Annotated in this window: 13 protein-coding genes; 4 read left to right on the forward strand and 9 right to left on the reverse strand. The window is 72.1% G+C overall.

What is annotated here, in order from left to right; translation table 11 throughout:
• Window positions 1-156: 156 nt before the first annotated feature.
• Together H180DRAFT_RS17935 and H180DRAFT_RS17940 are read right to left on the reverse strand one after the other, a co-directional pair.
• The gene (locus H180DRAFT_RS17935; RefSeq protein WP_055487103.1) at window positions 157-2,148 is read right to left on the reverse strand and encodes a DUF5107 domain-containing protein; all 1,992 of its coding nucleotides are present in this window, start codon (window positions 2,146-2,148) and stop codon (window positions 157-159) included.
• Window positions 2,149-2,372: 224 nt separating this feature from the next.
• Window positions 2,373-3,032, reverse strand: a complete 660-nt coding sequence (locus H180DRAFT_RS17940; RefSeq protein WP_055487104.1) for a 4'-phosphopantetheinyl transferase family protein — start codon at window positions 3,030-3,032, stop codon at window positions 2,373-2,375.
• A gap of 14 nt (window positions 3,033-3,046) precedes the next feature.
• Between H180DRAFT_RS17940 and H180DRAFT_RS17945 the strand changes: the two genes are divergently transcribed.
• Window positions 3,047-4,096, forward strand: coding sequence for an aminoglycoside phosphotransferase family protein (locus tag H180DRAFT_RS17945; RefSeq protein ID WP_079100205.1), 1,050 nt, complete (start codon window positions 3,047-3,049; stop codon window positions 4,094-4,096).
• Between the two features lie 186 nt (window positions 4,097-4,282).
• Complete coding sequence (locus H180DRAFT_RS17950; protein WP_055487105.1) at window positions 4,283-5,200, forward strand: haloalkane dehalogenase; 918 nt, start codon at window positions 4,283-4,285, stop codon at window positions 5,198-5,200.
• A 32-nt stretch (window positions 5,201-5,232) separates the two neighbouring features.
• Here the strand turns inward: H180DRAFT_RS17950 and H180DRAFT_RS17955 are convergent, their stop codons facing one another.
• From H180DRAFT_RS17955 to H180DRAFT_RS17985, 7 genes are all read right to left on the reverse strand, one after another.
• Window positions 5,233-5,772 (reverse strand): DinB family protein, encoded by a 540-nt coding sequence (locus H180DRAFT_RS17955; RefSeq protein ID WP_254666070.1) that lies wholly within the window; start codon window positions 5,770-5,772, stop codon window positions 5,233-5,235.
• On the reverse strand, window positions 5,769-6,737 hold the full coding sequence (locus H180DRAFT_RS17960) for a S66 peptidase family protein (protein ID WP_055487106.1): 969 nt from the start codon (window positions 6,735-6,737) through the stop codon (window positions 5,769-5,771). The genes H180DRAFT_RS17955 and H180DRAFT_RS17960 overlap by 4 nt, the downstream gene beginning before the upstream one ends.
• The gene (locus H180DRAFT_RS17965) at window positions 6,734-8,755 is read right to left on the reverse strand and encodes a S9 family peptidase (protein WP_055487244.1); all 2,022 of its coding nucleotides are present in this window, start codon (window positions 8,753-8,755) and stop codon (window positions 6,734-6,736) included. The genes H180DRAFT_RS17960 and H180DRAFT_RS17965 overlap by 4 nt, the downstream gene beginning before the upstream one ends.
• Before the next feature lie 29 nt (window positions 8,756-8,784).
• Window positions 8,785-10,113: a M20/M25/M40 family metallo-hydrolase gene (locus tag H180DRAFT_RS17970; RefSeq protein WP_055487107.1), complete on the reverse strand. Its 1,329-nt coding sequence runs from the start codon at window positions 10,111-10,113 to the stop codon at window positions 8,785-8,787.
• The gene (locus H180DRAFT_RS17975) at window positions 10,106-10,939 is read right to left on the reverse strand and encodes a M55 family metallopeptidase (protein ID WP_055487108.1); all 834 of its coding nucleotides are present in this window, start codon (window positions 10,937-10,939) and stop codon (window positions 10,106-10,108) included. Before H180DRAFT_RS17975 ends, H180DRAFT_RS17970 begins: the two co-directional genes overlap by 8 nt.
• Window positions 10,940-11,143: 204 nt before the next feature.
• The gene (locus tag H180DRAFT_RS17980; protein ID WP_055487109.1) at window positions 11,144-13,645 is read right to left on the reverse strand and encodes an MFS transporter; all 2,502 of its coding nucleotides are present in this window, start codon (window positions 13,643-13,645) and stop codon (window positions 11,144-11,146) included.
• A gap of 268 nt (window positions 13,646-13,913) precedes the next feature.
• Window positions 13,914-14,360, reverse strand: coding sequence for an SRPBCC family protein (locus tag H180DRAFT_RS17985; RefSeq protein ID WP_055487110.1), 447 nt, complete (start codon window positions 14,358-14,360; stop codon window positions 13,914-13,916).
• 152 nt (window positions 14,361-14,512) lie between these two features.
• Between H180DRAFT_RS17985 and H180DRAFT_RS17990 the strand changes: the two genes are divergently transcribed.
• Both H180DRAFT_RS17990 and H180DRAFT_RS17995 read left to right on the forward strand, forming a co-directional pair.
• On the forward strand, window positions 14,513-15,553 hold the full coding sequence (locus tag H180DRAFT_RS17990) for an Rv2578c family radical SAM protein (protein ID WP_055487111.1): 1,041 nt from the start codon (window positions 14,513-14,515) through the stop codon (window positions 15,551-15,553).
• A 43-nt stretch (window positions 15,554-15,596) separates the two neighbouring features.
• Window positions 15,597-15,992 carry a RidA family protein gene (locus H180DRAFT_RS17995; RefSeq protein ID WP_055487112.1) on the forward strand — a complete coding sequence of 132 codons (396 nt, stop codon included), beginning with the start codon at window positions 15,597-15,599 and terminating at the stop codon, window positions 15,990-15,992.
• Window positions 15,993-16,301 lie beyond the last annotated feature (309 nt).

The following is a 16,301-nucleotide window of genomic DNA, read 5'->3' on the forward strand; positions in this document are numbered from 1 at the left end:
GAACACGGGGACCAGGCCAAGTACCGGCGCGATCGTGACCGTATCGGCCCGTTTCCTTGCAGTCCGCGCGGCCGCGTGCCCTGGGGCGGCGCGGCCCGCGCGGTCCACCGGTGTGCCTGTTTCTGGGGCCGGGATGCCCGTTCCCGGCCCGGCTCGTCACGCCGGGCGCATCCGGAAGTCGTACCGAGCGGGCAGCGGGTCCGAGGTGATCGCCGCCCAGGTCCCGGCCAGCACCTCGTCGCCCTCCCGCAGATCGTCGACTTCGAACCCCTCGTCGAAGACGGCCCGCGCGGCCTCCTTCTCGTCGTTCGCGAGCAGCACTTGGGCACGAAGGAGCCGGAAGCGGCCGCGCTGCCGGTACGCGGGCGGCAGCAGATCCAGCGCCTCGCAGGCGGCGGCCGTGCGGCCCGCCGCGAGCAGGACGGGCACGGCCTCCCGTACGAACGCGGCGAGGGTGGGCGCACCGGCGGCCGTCGCCAGGTCCAGGGCGGCCAGGTAGCGGTCGGCGGCACGCTCGGGGTGCACTCCGGCGGCGTCGTCGTAGGCGTCGGCGAATCCGAGGCAGCGCAGGGACCAGGGTGTGGGCGCCGCCGCGGCGGAACGTTCCCAGCTGCGTACGGCCTGTGCGCGGTCGCCGGCGTGCCACTGCGCGACGCCCAGGTGGTAGTCGGTCAGCGGCCCCGAGGGGGCGCACTCCAACTGGTCGCGCCAGGCGTCGGAGACGAGCGAAGGGCCGGGGTCGGACGTGGTCGGAGCGGCGTGGCCGCCTGCGGTGTCGTCGAGGAAACGGCCGTTCGTCAGCAACTGTGCCCAGGGCCGCTGCTGTTCGCCCAGCGTCTCCCGGGGGAAGGGCGTGCCGCGCAACTCATGGCCGCCCCGGGCCACTTCGAGCGCTCCCCATCCGGAGCCGGTGGCAAGCAGGCGGCCGTCCTCCCCGGCCTCCGGCTCGGTGTCGGCGTGCGGGCGCCAGGCCGCGAAGGCCGCGTCCACGTCGGCGCGGGGCAGGGCCTCCTCCAGACGGGCGGCGGTGTGTCCGCGTGCGGCGGCCCAGTCGGGGCCGTGCACGATGGCCGGGTCTGCGGTGAGCGGCCCGTAGGCCTCCAGCCATGCGAACTCCCGCCCCGCCTCCAGCGGCACGTGTTCGAGCTGGGTGCGTGCGAGGCCCGCCTGGATCTCGGCGTAGCCGCCGGTGCCGGGCTCGGTCAGCCACTGTTGCCAGCGCCGCCCTCCGGGGCCGTGACCCCACACGAACAGCTTCCGGCCCCTCAGCAGGTCCGTCGAGGTCTGGACGAGGCCTGAGCCCTGCTCGTCAAGGGAGGCGATCCACTTCCGCTCCTCGCGGGGGATCTCGTAGAAGTAGTCGGCCGGGAACTCGCTGCGCAGCGCGTACGAGCGGTCGGCACCGTCCCACTCGGGCACGGGGATGCGGCGAAGGCGCTGCTCGTAGGCGAAGTACCAGGTCTCGTCCGCCGGTACGAGGACACGGGTGTGCTCGTCCTCCGGCACCGCGATGTTGGACCACCAGTAGACGGGCACGGTGCGGTCGTGCGGATTGCGGATGCGCACGCCCACGTAGAGGAAGTCGGACCCTTCCGGGAGCCACAGGTCCACCTGGAACGGGGTGTCGCGCAGCCGCTCCCACTCCCACAGCCGCAGCATGTCTCCCCCGTCGGGGGCCGGTACGCGGGCAGCGTGCAGGGGTGCGACGGAGAGCGTGGTGTGACCGGTCGCGCCGATGTTCCACTCGATGCCGCCGGAGAACCACGCGCCGTTCAGGGCGAAGTCCGCGGGCTGCACCACGGGGTTGGAGTAGAGCAGTTCGCGGCCCGTGGGTTTGTGGTGCAGGGAGTGGAGGCGGCCGCCGAGTCCCGGGAGCACGGTCGCGCGCAGCCGGTCGTTCTCCAGGACCAGAGCATCCAGGGGGGCCGGTGCGCGTTCGCGTGTGTAGCCGTCGAGGATGCGGGCGGGCAGTACGGACCGCAGCGGCGCGTAGCCGACCTGACGCGCCATGTCGGGCGGCAGCGCGGCGCGTTCGTCCTCGCCGATGGTGTGCATCTCGTCGAGCGGCGCGAGCGCGGGCAGCGGATTCTCCGGGCCGACCGGCGAGACGGGCAGGGTCAGGGTGGTGCGGCGCAGTGTCGTCGGCACGGCTACCTCGATCCTCCGTGGGTGACCGCCGCCTTCCCGGGGCCCCTGATGACCATGGAACACGGTGGACGTCACCTTGAACAGGCCGCCGTGAACAGGCCGCCGTGGACAAGCCGACGTGAACAGGCCGCGGTGAACAGGCCGCGGTGAACAGGCCGCGGTGAACAGGCCGCGGTGAACAAAACGCCGCGGCGGTCCGCCGTCGTCCCGTCCGCGGTGAGCGGTCAGACGCGCAGGGCCCACGCGGCGGCGTAGCCGGCGGGCACGGCGATGTCGCCGACGTGCCAGCCCGGCGGTGAGGCGGCCCGCTGCGAGGTGCCGACGTACGTCACCGACGGCTCCTCCGCGAGACCGCTGCCGGTGCCCTTCAGATAGGCCTCCTTGCGGGTCCAGCACCGGGCGAACGCCGCGGGCCTGTGCGACGCCGGCAGGGCGGCGAGCTCGTCCCGCTCCCGGGGGTGGAGGGAGCGCGAGACCTCTTCGACGACGGACGGGCCGGGCAGCGACTCGACGTCGACTCCCACGGGTGCGGCGGCGAACGCGAGGAGCACCAGATCTCCCGCGTGCGAGAGCGAGAAGTGCACGGCGTCGCCCGCGAGCCCGGGTCTGCCGTGCGCGCCGCCGCACACGGGGCAGTCGGCCCGCACCAGCGGAAGCTCCGACGGCGCTGTGCCGGTTCGGCGGGCGAGCTCGCGGCGGAGCGCGGTGTGTGCGACGTGATAGCGGTCCCGGTCCTCCTGACGCCGGAACGCCCCCGCCCGTGCCCGTTCCTCCTCCGAGAGCCACTCCAGTTCCCGGGCGGCACGGGCGGCGTTCCCGGACACCCGCACGATCAGGGTCTCCGGGGCGGCGGGAGCTGGGGGAGGGGTGGGGCCGGCGGTCATGGTACGAACGTACCGTGACCGACCCCCGGCTCTTCCCGGCGTCGCTGCCGGTGCTCAACGACATGCGGCGCACCGCGAGCGGACGCGAGTGGCTGGAGCAACTGCCCGCCCAGGTCGAGGAGTTCCGCGACCGCTGGGAGCTTCGGCTCCAGGCCCCGTACCACGGCGGCAGCTGCTCCTGGGTGGCTCCGGCGAGGCGGGCCGACGGCACCGCCGCCGTGCTGAAGCTGACGTGGCCGCACCTGGAGGCGCGGCCCGAGGGCGAGGCGCTGAAGCTGTGGGCGGGCCGCGGTTCGGTACTCGTCCACGAGCACGATCCGGAGCGGTACGCGCTGCTGCTGGAGCGCTGCGAACCGGGCAGGCAGCTGCGCGCGGCGACCGGCCTGCCCGCGGAGGAACGGCTCCTGCTGGGCGCCGGGGTGCTGCGGCGGCTGTGGGAAGCGGGCACGGAGACGGGCGCCGGGGACACAGGTGGCGGCGCTGACACCGGGACGGGGGCGGGGGCGGGCACAGAGACGGGGACGGGCCCGGGCACGGGGACTTGCGGCGGAAACCAAGTGCCGTCCGTGGAGCGCCTGTCGGTGGTGGCGGCCGGCTGGGCCGATCTCGCCGAGGAACGCATCGAGCGGTACGACTGGCCCGCCGGTGTCGACACCGGTCTCTTCCTGCTCGGTGCCGGGCTTCTTCGCGAACTCCCGTGCGCCGGCGGACGGGAGACCGTCGTCCACGGCGACTTCAACCCGGGCAACCTCCTGACCGCTGAACGCGAGCCGTGGCTGGCGATCGACACCAAGCCGATGTACGGGGACCCCGCGTTCGACCCGTGGCCGCTGATCCAGCAGATCGACGATCCCTTCGGACATCCCGACCCGCAGCGGGTGCTCGCCCGGCGTACCGCGCTCGTGGCCGACGCGACCGGTACGGACGTGACACGCGTACGCGCCTGGGCAGTGGCACGCCTCGTCGACTTCCTGCTGTACCACCTCGACGGCGACGGCGACCTGTCGGACTCCGTGCGGATGTCGGAGCAGGTACGGGCCCTGGCGGAGGTTGCCGAGCTCTGAACGGGCACCGGACGCGGCCCATTTCACTCCCCCGCCGGCCGAACCGGGGTCACGTCGGGAACCGGCTTCCCGGACGACTCCGACAACGCCGGGGCGCCGCCCGGCGAAGCCAGGGGGAGAGGCGCCGTAGCTGTCGTCGCGGGCCCGCGGAGATCGGAACGACAGGGCCTAATAGGGTCGAGGGCCATGCAGATCCTGCGCACCCCCGCCGAGCGGTTTGCCGGCCTCCCCGACTTCCCCTACGAGCCCCGGTACGCCCACGTGTCCGACGACGAAGGCGGCGAACTGCGGATGGCATGGGTGGAAGACGGACCCCCCGATGCCGGTCCCGTACTGATGCTGCACGGTGAGCCGTCGTGGTCGTTTCTGTACCGGCGGATGATGCCGGTGCTGGCCGCGGCCGGCCATCGCGTCGTCTGCCCGGACCTGGTGGGCTTCGGCCGCTCCGACAAGCCGACCGAGGTGTTCGACCACACCTACGCCCGCCACGTCGAATGGGTACGAACTCTGGTGTTCGATCAGCTCGGCCTCACCGGCGTGACGCTGGTCGGGCAGGACTGGGGCGGCCTGATCGGGCTGCGGCTGGCTGCCGAGCACCCTGAGCGCTTCGCGGGTCTGGTGGTCGCCAACACCGGCCTGCCCACCGGCGACTTCCCGATGCCCGACATCTGGTGGAAGTTCCGCGAAGCCATCCAGGGCGGGCCCACCCTCGACATCGGCCGGTTCGTGCAGTCCGGATGTCAGCGCCGGATGAGCGACGCGGTACGCGCAGCCTACGACGCGCCCTTCCCGGACGGTTCCTACTGCGCCGGCCCCCGGGCGATGCCCGGACTGGTGCCCACCTCACCGGATGACCCCGCCGCTCCGGCCAACCGGGCCGCCTGGGCTGCGTTGCGCGACAGCCCGACTCCGATGTCGGTGGCTTTCAGCGACGGCGACCCCATCACCGGGGGTATGGCCCCGGTCTTCCAGCGCGAGATGCGAGGCGCTCAAGGGCTCGATCATCCGGTCATCAGCGGTGCCGGGCACTTCCTCCAAGAGGATGCAGGTGAGGAGCTGGCCCACCACATCGCTGAGTTCCTCGAACAGCACACGAGTTCATGACCGGGCCGTAGGGCGGACGGGCACCGGCCGGCTCACTCCCCCGTCGCTCCGTCCGCCAGTTCCCTCGCCACGTCGAGCTGCCCCACGTGCCGGGCGTACTCCTGGAGCAGGTGGAAGAGGATCCAGGCCAGCGACGGCGCCTCGTCCTCGGTGGGGAAGCGTCCGCCGAGCCGCGCGTGGGCGTCCAGGCGGGCCTCGCGGACGATCTCGCGGGAGCGGTCGCACTGCGCGCGGAAGGCGTCGATGATGTCCGCCGTCGTGGCTCCGTCGGGGACGCGCCACCTGTCGTCGCCGCCTCGGTCGCCCCACGGGTCGGGAACCCGCTCGGCCTCGAACCCCCATGCCAGCCAGCGGCGTTCGACGTAGGTCAGGTGCCGCACCAGCTCCAGCGGCGACCAGCCGGACGGCACGCGGCTGACCCGCAGGTCCGTCTCCGAGAGGCCGTCGAGCTTCCGCAGCAGGGTGTCGCGGTAGTAGTCGAGGTAGCCGCGCAGCAGCGCGTGCGGGTCGGCGACGGACGGATCGGGCTCGCCCGGCGGCAGCGGTGGGATGGGGGCTTGGATTGCGGTCACAGCAGTCCCGGTTCGTCGTAGGTGAGAGTGCGGGCGTCGGCGTCCAGTACGGCCGGGACGCCGAGTGGAAGGGTGGGCGTGGACGGGCCGTGGCCGAAGCCGAGCTCCTCCACGACGGGAACGCCCAGCGGTTCGAGCCGGTCACGCAGCACGGCGCCGACCTCCTCCGGGTCACCGCACGCCGTCCATGACCCCAGGGCGATGCCGGCGACGCCGGTGAACCAGCCCGAGCGCAGCAGCTGCGTCAGCATCCGGTCGATGCTGTACGGCGGTTGGTCTATGTCCTCCAGCAGCACGATGGCGCCGTCGGCGGAGGGACGGGCGTGCGGGGTGCCGCGCTCGGCAGCCAGGAGGGAGAGGTTCCCGCCGAGGGTGATGCCGCGGGCGCGGCCGGGGACGAGCGTCCTGCTTCCCTCGCCCGGCCCGACCGTGAGGACCGACTCGGGGTCGAACAGCGAGCGCCGCAAGTGGTCACGCGTCGCTGCGTCTTCGAGGAACGCGGCGGTGGTCGGCATCGGCGCGTGCAGGGTTGCGAGGCCGAGGCGCTGCGAGAGGGCCTCGTGCAGGACGGTGAGGTCGCTGTAGCCGACGAAGAGTTTCGGGCCCGCCTCGCGCAGCCGGTCCCAGTCGAGCAGGTCGAGGACGCGCTGGGTGCCGTAGCCGCCCCGCGCCGAGACGACGGCCGCGAACGACGGGTCGCACCAGGCTTCTTGGAGGTCCCGGGCCCGGTGCTCGTCGGTACTCGCGAGATGTCCCAGGGACGGGTGCGGATCGAGGACGTGCCGGCCGACGTGCGGCTCCAGGCCCCACTCGCGAAGCGCGGCGAGGCCGGCCTTCAGCCGCTCCTCGGGAACCGGGCCGCTGGGCGCGACGATCGCGACACGGTCGCCCCGACGCAGCCGGGACGGCCTGGTCAGTGCCGTGACTGCGGATGTGGATGTGGCTGTGGTCGTGCTGCTGCTCATCGGTTCAGCTCCAGTACCGGTACGTCGTCGCGTTCGATGCCGAAGGCCTGTGCGTACAGGGAGAGTTCGGCCTCCACGGCTCGGATGATCGTCTCAGCGCGGCGGAACCCGTGGCCCTCCCCCTCGAAGGTGAGGTAGGCGTACGGGACTCCGCTGCCGTCGACTTCGGCCACGAAGCGTTCGCACTGGACGGGCGGGCAGATCACGTCGTCGAGCCCCTGCAGCAGCAGGAAGGGCACGCCGACCCGGTCGGCGTGGTGCAGGGGGGAACGGTCGTGGTAACGCTCGGGGACGCTTTCGCGCGGCCCGACCAGGGACTCCAGGTACTGCGATTCGAAGTCGTGGGTCTCGTCGGTGGCCCAGCCGGCGAGATCGAGAATCGGATAGCTGATCGTCCCGCAGGCGTAGAGGCCTTCCGCGGCAGGGGAGGTGAGGGAGGCGGCGCTGGTCCAGCCGCCGGCGCTGCCGCCGCGCACGGCGAGCCGTGCCGGGTCGGCTTCGCCCTCCGCCGCCAGCCGGCGTGCGACGGCGGCGCAGTCCTCGACGTCGACGATGCCCCACTGCTCGCGCAGCCGGTTGCGGTAGGCGCGCCCGTAGCCCGTCGATCCCCCGTAGTTGACCTCCACGACGCCTATGCCACGTGAGGTGAAGTAGGCGATCTCCAGGTCGAGCACGAGTGGCGCACGGCTCGTCGGACCGCCGTGTGCCCACACCACGTACGGCGGCAACTCCCCTTCGGGTGCCTCGTATCCGGGGTGGCGCGGGGGGTAGACCTGGGCGTGGATGTCGCGGCCGTCGGGACCGGTGAAGGTGCGCTCACGCGGCTGGGGGTAGTGAGCCGGGTCGACCGGGTCCTTGTGGTGTGCCGCGACGACCCTGCTGTGGCCGGTGCGCGTGTCGAGTTCCACGACCTCGTACGAACTGTGCGGCCCGGCCGCGACGCCGAAGACCCGGTCGCCCGCGGCCGCGACCGCCGCCCATTCCGTCCAGGGGCCGGTGGAGTCGGCGAGTTCTCCGCTGTGCGGGTCGAGCACACCCAGCCGCAGGCCGCCCCGCCCGTGCAGCGTCGCGATCGGGCCGCTCTCCAGCGGCACGAACCACTTCTGTCCGATGCGCCACAGCCCCGCCGCGAACTCCTCCTCGCGGGGGCACAGATCGCGTCTGCGGCCGGGGTCGGTGGCGGAGGCGTCGAGATCGAGTCGCTGCAGATTCCACCAGCCGGACTCGTCGGAGGACATCAGCAGCGCCCCGTCGGGTGCCCATTCGACCTGCGCCACGGACTCCTCCGGGCCGCCCGCGACGGTCCGCACGTCCTCGAACCCGCCGGCGGCGGTCACACGGGCGGTCCTCACCTGCGTGCCGTCCCAGGGCATGGCGGGGTGGTCCCAGGCGAGCCACGCGGCGCGGCTGCCGTCCGGGGAGAGCCGCGGCCCCGTCACGAACCGGCTCGCGTCGTCGGTCAGCTCCCGCACGTGCCCGCGGTCGTCGGCCGCCGAGCCGTCCAGCGGCACGGCCGCGATCACTCGCCGCAGATCGGTCGGTCCCTCGCCGGTGAACTCCTCGAGCACGCACCAGACTTCGGGCCCCGCGGGGCCCTCGGGCACGAGCAGCGGGTCGCACCAGCGCAGCCCGCCGGGGACGACTTCCGCGACGGGTGTGAGGGGGCGGGGCGCCCGGTCGGGCACGTCGGGCTCGTAGGCGTAGAGCCGCTGATCCGCGAAGTGGGTGAAGACGATCAGCGGCCCGCCCTCGTCGCGCGCGATGCCCGCCCACGGCACGCCGCCGTACTCGATGACGCGGTTGCGCACGTTCCACGGTGCCGGCAGCACCGACCGGGCCTCCCCGCCGTCCGCGGACAGCCTCATCAGGGCCCGCCGGCCGCCCTCGGCGGGGCGGGGCTCCGTCCACCACACCTCCTCGCCGACGGCGCCCAGGTAATCGGGCCGGCCGTCGTGCGACGCGACGAGGGCGGCGTCGATCGGGGAGGGCCAACTGCCGTACGGTGCCGTGGTCTTCACCATGTGTGATGAGCCTCCGTGGGGTCGGGTCAGAGAGCGAGCAGGGCGCGGTCGAGGACGCGGGTGCCGAAGTGCAGGGCGTCCACGGGGACGCGTTCGTCCACGCCGTGGAAGAGCGCCTGGTAGTCGAAGCCTTCGGGCAGCTTCAGCGGCGTGAAGCCGTAACCGGCGATGCCGAGCCGGGAGAACTGCTTGGCGTCGGTACCGCCGGACATGCAGAACGGGACGACGTGAGCGCCGGGGTCGAAGTGCTCCAGGGCTTCTCGCAGCACTGCGTACGCGGGTGCGTCCACCGGGGCCTCGAGGGGGACCTCACGGTGGTGGAACTCCCAGTCCACGTCGGGGCCGGTGAGCTCGTCGAGAGTACGGTGGAACTCTTCCTCCCCGCCGGGGAGCATCCGCCCGTCGACGAAGGCGGTGGCGCTGCCGGGGATGACGTTGACCTTGTAACCGGCGCTCAGCATCGTCGGGTTGGAGCTGTTGCGAACGGTGGGCTCCACCAGGGCGGCGGCGGGACCGAGTTGGGCGAGGAGCTTGTCGGCGTCGAAGTCCGGGGCGTCGGTGTCCGGTTCGGGCAGGCCGTGCACCACGGCCAGTTCCTTCAGGGCGGCACGCACCGTCGGAGTCAGCCGCTGCGGCCATTCGTGCTCACCGATGCGGGCGACGGCGGCGGCGAGCCTGCTCACGGCGTTCGCACGGCTGACCTTCGAGCCGTGCCCGGCCTTGCCGCGGGCGGTGAGCTCGAGCCAGGCGGTGCCCCGCTCCCCCGCGGCGACGGGGTAGAGCCGCAGCCCGTCGCCGGCGTGGAAGGTGAAGGCGCCCGACTCGCTGATGCCCTCGGTGCAGCCTTCGAACAGGCCGGGATGGTGGTCGGTGAGGTAGTCCGAACCGTATTCGGCGCTGTCCTCCTCGTCCGCGGTGAAGGCCAGGACGATGTCGCGGCGCGGCCGCACGCCCGCGCGCGCCCATGCCCGCGCCACGGCCAGGACCATCGCGTCGGCGTTCTTCATGTCGATGGCGCCGCGGCCCCAGACCACACCGTCGCAGATCTCGCCCGAGAAGGGGTGGACGCTCCAGTCGGCGGGCTCCGCGGGCACCACGTCGAGGTGGCCGTGCACGAGGAGGGCGTCGGCCCCCGGATCGGAACCGGGAATCCTCGCCACGACGTTCGTACGCCCCGGGGCCTTCTCCAGCATCTGCGGCTCGATGCCCGCACCGGAGAGCCGCTCGGCGACGTATTCCGCGGCGGCACGCTCGGAGCCCTCGCCTCCGCCGCGGTTGGTGGTGTCGATGCGGATCAGCTCGGAGGTGAACGTCACCGCCTCGTCGAGCGCCGCCTGGTCGATGTGCTCACCCATACTGCTCCTCCACCGCTGCCGAGACGACCGTCGTGACCGCCTTGAACGTGCGGATTCCCTCGTACATGCCCGGGGAGGTGTAGGCGACGCGGCGCTCCCCGGTGCGCTCCACGCCGGGCACGACAGTCGCGGCACCCACGAGATGCTCCGCGTCGAACTCCAGCTCCACCGTGTGTTCCTGAGGCGGCGACGGACTGGCCCGCACGGCGAGGGCGGCGGCCCTGCCGGCGGCGGACCTGATGTCCGCGGCCGTCCGCCCCGGTGTGCGGCAGACCGCCGCGTAGCGCGAGACGTAGTCCTTCACCGCGACTCCGTAGGCGTCGGGGGCGTACCCCTTGGCGTCCTCGATGGTGCGGTCGTCACCGGTCACGAGGACCACCGGCACCCCGTACTCCTCGACGACGAGGGCGTTGAGGAGCCCTTCGCTCGCGCGGCTCCCGTCGACCCAGACGCCCGTGACGGAGTTGGCCAAGTAGGTGTGCGCCAGTACGCCTTCGGTGCCGGCGCCCGTGTGATAGCCGACGAAGGCGATGCCGTCCACGTCGCCGTGCTGCACGCCTTCGACCATGCTGAGCGTCTTGTGCCTTCCGGTGATCATCTGTGCCCGGTCGTCGAGCTGTTCGAGCAGAAGATTCCGCATCGTCCAGTGCGCCTCGTTGATGAGCACCTCATCCGCACCGCCCTCGAAGAAGCCGATCACCGCTGCGTTCACGTCCGAGGTGAACATGGGGCGGCAGCGCTCCCACTGGGGGGTGCCCGGCAGGACATCCGCGGGCCATGTCACGCCGGTGGCGCCTTCCATGTCGGCGCTGATGAGGATCTTCATGCCGGGAACGTTACGCGGTACGCAAACCCGGTGACACCCTTGTGGATAACTCCTGTGGTCTCGACCACTGAAGCCCTCTCGCTCTCCCCGCTGACCAGGCATTTCACCCGCAGACGAAGGGTCTCTGCCGCCTCGCGCGACACGCGTCGCGTCAACGCCCGACGCGCCCGGCCCCAAGCGGAGCCACCGCACGAGGACCGGTCCTCAGCTCTCGTGCCCAAGCTGCAGATCGCGCTCCGTGCGCCCGCCGCCCTCGACCTGCAGCACCGTCGCCACCGGCGGATAGCCGGCAGCGATGACGGTGTACTCGCCGGCAGCCAGGTCGACGAAACGGAAGACGCCGTCCGCACGGGTGGTCGCGGTGTCCACGACGTTGCCCGCCGCGTCGAGCAGAGTGACGCGCGCATCCTCCACGGCCCGTCCGCCGGCCGCCCGCACGGTGCCGCGGAGCATTGCGCCGCCCGCCAGTTCGATGTCCTGCCGTGTCTCGCGCGCGGCCGGTACGGACACCGGCAGCGCGGCGGGACGGTGTGCGGGGGCGCTCGCGGCGAGCGTGTACTCGCCGGCCACCAGCTGGTCCAGGACGTAACTCCCCTCCACGCCGCTGCGGGTGGCGGCCACGACCTCGCCCCGTACGTCGGTGAGGGTCACCGCCGCCTCCCGCACCGGCTGCCTGTCCGGGGTGAGCACGCAGCCCGCCAGGCGTCCCGCGCCGCCGAGCACGATGTCCAGCTCGACGGGGCGTTCCGCCGCCGTGACGCCGACCGCCTGCGGCTGATGACCGCTCGCCGCGGCGATCAGGACGTAGGAGCCGGTGGCGGGCGTGCTCAGCGCATACCGTCCGTCCTCCCCCGTCGCACTCCGCCCGACCTGCTTCCCCGACGTGTCGATGAGGGTGAGCGCCGCGCGCGGCACGCTGCTCCCGTCGTGATGGCGCACGCTCCCGCACACGGGGACGCCTCCGGCGTGCGGGGCGCTCGCCGTGTCTGCCGCCGAGGGGGTGTGCGCCGGGGTGCGGGCCTCGGGGACGGCGGCGTTCTCGTTCACGAGCGGTTTCTCCTTGAGGAAGCAGGCGAAGATCAGCCCGAGCACGAGGACCGGGACCAGGTACAGGAAGATGCGCGGCATGGCGTCGGCGTAGGCCTGTACGTAGATCTCGCGGAGCGGAGCGGGCAGTTTGTGCACCGCCTGCGGGGTCAGCGACGAAGGATCGGGAAGCCGGTGGGGCACGTCGTTCGGCAGGCGCACGGCCAGCGCGTCGGTGAGGCGCTGGACGAAGAGCGTGCCGAAGACCGCGGCACCCACGCTGCCGCCGATCTGGCGGAAGTAGTTGTTGGCGCTGGTCGCCGCGCCCAGGTCACGGACCGGGACGGAGTTCTGCACGGCCAGGATCAGTACGGGCAGCACGAGCCCGATGCCCAGGCCCAGCACGGCCATCCAGACGCTGTACGCCTCGCGCGAGGTGCCGGCCTCCAGCCGCGACAGCAGCCACATGCCCACGGCCGAGAGGGCGCAGCCCAGCACGGGACAGATCCTGTAGCGACCGGTGCGGGAGATGAGCTGGCCCGAGACGGTGGAGGAGAGGACCACCCCGCCCATCATGGGCAGCATCAGCAGTCCGGACCCGGTCGCGCTCACGCCGTCGACCATCTGGAGGAAGCCCGGCAGATAGCTCGCGGCACCGAACAGCGCGATGCCCACAGCCACTCCGACGACGCCGGTGACGTTGAAGACGGAGTCGCGGAAGAGGCGCAACGGCAGGACGGGTTCGCTCGCGAGGCTTTCGACGGCGACGAACAGCACGGCGCTCAGCACCCCGCCCGCCGCCAGCCCGAGAATGACGGTGTCGTCCCAGTCGTACTCGGTTCCGCCCCAGCTCGTCAGCAGCACCAGGCACGTGGAGAACGCCGCCAGCAGTAGCGTCCCGAGCACGTCGAGCTTCGGACGTCCCGCCGGGCGCGGCAGCTTCAGCACCAGGGCGGTGACGACGAGGGTGACCAGGCCGAAGGGGACGTTGATGTAGAAGCACCAGCGCCAGGAGAGTTCGTCGGTGAACCAGCCGCCGAGCAGCGGTCCCGCCACGGAAGCCACACCGAACGCGGCGCCGATCAGGCCCATGTAGCGGCCGCGGTCGCGGGGCGGGACGACGTCCGCGATGATCGCCTGCACGCCGATCAGGAGGCCCCCGGCGCCGACGCCCTGGATCGCCCGGTAGGCGATCAGTTCCGTCATCGTGCGCGACCAGCCGGCGAGGGCCGAGCCGGCGACGAAGACGACGATGGCGAAGAGGAAGATCCCCTTGCGTCCGAAGAGGTCGCCGAGCTTGCCGTAGACCGGCAGCCCGATCGTCGCGGCCAGGAGGTAGGAGGTGACGGCCCAGGACATCCGGTCCAGGCCGTGCAGTTCGCCCACGATCCTCGGCAACGCCGTGGCGACGATGGTCTGTTCGAGCGCCGCCAGCAGCAGAGCGAGCATCAGCCCGACGAAGACCAGCCGCACGCGGCGCCTGCTGAGCCCTGCGGGGCTGGCCTGCCGGCGCTCCGCGGGGGGCTGCCCCGGACCGGGCCCGTGCCCGGTCCGGGGCCCGGTTCCGTGCCCGGTTTCGCGGCCGGCGTCCTCCACGGGCTCCCGCGCGGGAATCTCCAGGCTCACCTCGACGACCGCGGGTGACCGCGCCTCCGGGGGTTCCAGAGCCGTACCGCTCATCGCACTCCCCTGGTCGCATCCGGCCGTCTTCGGGGAGCATTTCTCGCATTACGTGACAGGACCGAGCAAGTCAGACACCACTGGGCTTTGAAGGGCCGCGGAAACCTCAAGTCCGTTGCCCGGGGCGCCTGTCGGGCGCTCAACTGCGGCTTTCGGCGGCGGACGCCGAGGGGAGGGCCCGGGCGCACGCCGTCCGCGTCCGCGCGAGAACCACTCGATCCGGTGAGCGGGTGTGCGGCCGCACACCCGCTCTTCCGCTACTTCCGCCTCACTTCTCCGTCTCCGAGGCGAGCTTGGCGAGCATCTCGTCGTAGATGCGGGCCAAGCCCTTGGGCGCGAAGGTCCGCTCGAAGAAGCCGGCGACACCGCCCGCACCCGTCCATGTGGTCTTCACCGTGACGCGGGAGGTGCCCTCCGAGGCGCCCGGCCCGACCTGCCAGGTCGTGACCATCGTGGAGTTGCGGTCACTCTCGACCAGTTCCCCGCCGGCCGAGTCGCTGACGTCGACGAGGCAGTCGCGGACCCGCTTGCTGGTGGCCTGGATCTTCCAGTGCACGACGGTGCCCGCACCCTTGCCGCCCTCGCGCACCTCGTACTCGCTGAAGTGACCGGGCAGCAGCTTCGGCCGGGTTCCGCTGTAGTCGGCGAGAGCGCTGCGCACCGCCTCCGGTTCCGCTGCGATCTCGCGATGGGTTCTCGACTCGACCTGCGCCATGTGCTCCTCCTGCTGTTCACCGCGTCCGTTGCGTCCCGCTTGGCACCGGCAACCCAATCACCCCGCGAACGGGGGCCCAAATCGGCTTGACGAGCATGTGGGAACAGATGTTCTATTCTCTGTACGAACGGCACGCTGCACGAGGAGGGTCCATGCGCTGGGAGAACCTGAGCGGCGACGGGTCGGCGGTGAACCCCGCCCTCTTCGGTACGGACGTGGTCACCCGCACCTTCAACACCCCCGAATTCGCCGGGATCACCTTTCACGAAGTGCGGGCACGCTCCATCGTGAACCGCGTGCCGGGGGCCTCCCGCATGCCGTTCGAATGGACGGTCAATCCCTACCGCGGCTGCTCGCACGCCTGCGTGTACTGCTTCGCCCGCGGCACGCACCGCTATCTCGACCTCGACACGGGCGCCGGGTTCGACTCGCAGATCGTCGTCAAGGTCAACGCCCCCGAACTGCTCCGGCGTGAACTGGGGTCGAGCCGCTGGCGCGGAGAGCACATAGCGATGGGCACGAACGTCGACTGCTACCAGCGGGCCGAAGGACGCTACCGCCTGATGCCCGGCATCCTCACGGCGCTGCGGGACTACACCAACCCGTTCTCCATCCTCACCAAGGGGACGCTCATCCTGCGCGACCTGGACCTGCTGCGCTCGGCGGCGGCCGTCACCGACGTGGGCGTCTCCGTCTCCGTGGGGTTCACCGACGAGGAGCTGTGGCGCACCGTCGAACCGGGCACCCCCGCACCCGAGCGCCGCCTCGACGTGGTCCGCGCCCTCAGCAGCCAGGGCATCCCGTGCGGCGTGCTGATGGCCCCGGTCATCCCGTTCCTCGGCGACTCCCCGGCCCAACTGCGCACGACGGTACGGGCGATCGCCGCCGCCGGAGCCACGTCCGTCACCCCGCTCGCGCTGCATCTGCGGCCCGGGGCGCGCGAGTGGTACATGCAGTGGCTGGCCAAGCACCACCCGGGACTGGTGCGGCACTACGAGGGGCTGTACGCGGACGGTGCCTACGCCCCCAAGTGGTACCAGCGCCGCATCACCCGTCAGGTGCACGAACTGGCCGCCGAGTACGGCATCGGACCCGCCTCACCCGGCACCCACCGGCGCATCGACGCCCGCCCCGACAGGGCCGGCGAGCAGGAGCCGGACAGCCCCGACTGCACGCAGCTGACCCTGCTGTAGAAATCCGCTCGCACATCCGCGCCGCAGGCACGACGATCGCCGCATGTCCGAACTCACTCACATCAGCGCCCCGCAGGGCGTAGCACCCGGCAACGGGTACAGCCAAGTCGTATGGGGCGAAGGCCGGTTCGTCGCCGTCTCCGGGCAGATCGCGCTCGACGAGAAGGGCGACGTCGTCGGCCGCGGAGATCCCGCCGCGCAGGCCCGGCAGGTCTTCGCGAATCTGCGCCGCTGTCTTGCCGCTGCGGGCGCCGGGTTCGAGGACGTCGTGAAGCTCACCTTCTTCACCACGGACGTCGGCATCCTGCCTGCGGTCCGCGAGGCGCGCGATTCCTGCATCGACGTCACGCGGCCGCCGGCGAGCACGGCGGTCCAGGTCTCCTCACTCATCCACCCCGACCTGCTGCTCGAAGTCGAGGCGTACGCGGTCATCCGCTGACGCCGACCGCCATCCGGCACGCACGGCCCCGTCGGCGGCGACCCGATGGGATGCCGGCCGCGGCCCGACAGCGCAGAGGGGCCGGCGCCTCCAGCACATCCGGCTACCTGAACGGGCCCCTGCTCGATGCAGGGGCCCGCCGTCGCTCCCGCACCAGCAGCCATGAAGACCCAAAGGGCTTCTCACTTCTCCTCGACGCGGGCGCCCGCACCAGGACCTGCCCGCACCAGGACCTGCCGTCCAGCGCCTGACATCTGCCTGCCAACTGCCTGCCTTCCCGGAACAGTTGTCGTGTGCTGTGAACGCTCA

The organism is Streptomyces sp. WMMB 322 (genome assembly GCF_900090145.1).
Lineage (GTDB): Bacteria > Actinomycetota > Actinomycetes > Streptomycetales > Streptomycetaceae > Streptomyces.

Coding starts and splice junctions, on each gene's coding strand:
- H180DRAFT_RS17950 (WP_055487105.1), top strand. CDS start 4,283: ATGCAGATCCTGCGCACCCCCGCCGAGCGGTTTGCCGGCCTCCCCGAC.
- H180DRAFT_RS17995 (WP_055487112.1), top strand. CDS start 15,597: ATGTCCGAACTCACTCACATCAGCGCCCCGCAGGGCGTAGCACCCGGC.
- H180DRAFT_RS17990 (WP_055487111.1), top strand. CDS start 14,513: ATGCGCTGGGAGAACCTGAGCGGCGACGGGTCGGCGGTGAACCCCGCC.
- H180DRAFT_RS17980 (WP_055487109.1), bottom strand. CDS start 13,645: ATGAGCGGTACGGCTCTGGAACCCCCGGAGGCGCGGTCACCCGCGGTC.
- H180DRAFT_RS17970 (WP_055487107.1), bottom strand. CDS start 10,113: ATGGGTGAGCACATCGACCAGGCGGCGCTCGACGAGGCGGTGACGTTC.
- H180DRAFT_RS17975 (WP_055487108.1), bottom strand. CDS start 10,939: ATGAAGATCCTCATCAGCGCCGACATGGAAGGCGCCACCGGCGTGACA.
- H180DRAFT_RS17985 (WP_055487110.1), bottom strand. CDS start 14,360: ATGGCGCAGGTCGAGTCGAGAACCCATCGCGAGATCGCAGCGGAACCG.
- H180DRAFT_RS17960 (WP_055487106.1), bottom strand. CDS start 6,737: ATGAGCAGCAGCACGACCACAGCCACATCCACATCCGCAGTCACGGCA.
- H180DRAFT_RS17940 (WP_055487104.1), bottom strand. CDS start 3,032: ATGACCGCCGGCCCCACCCCTCCCCCAGCTCCCGCCGCCCCGGAGACC.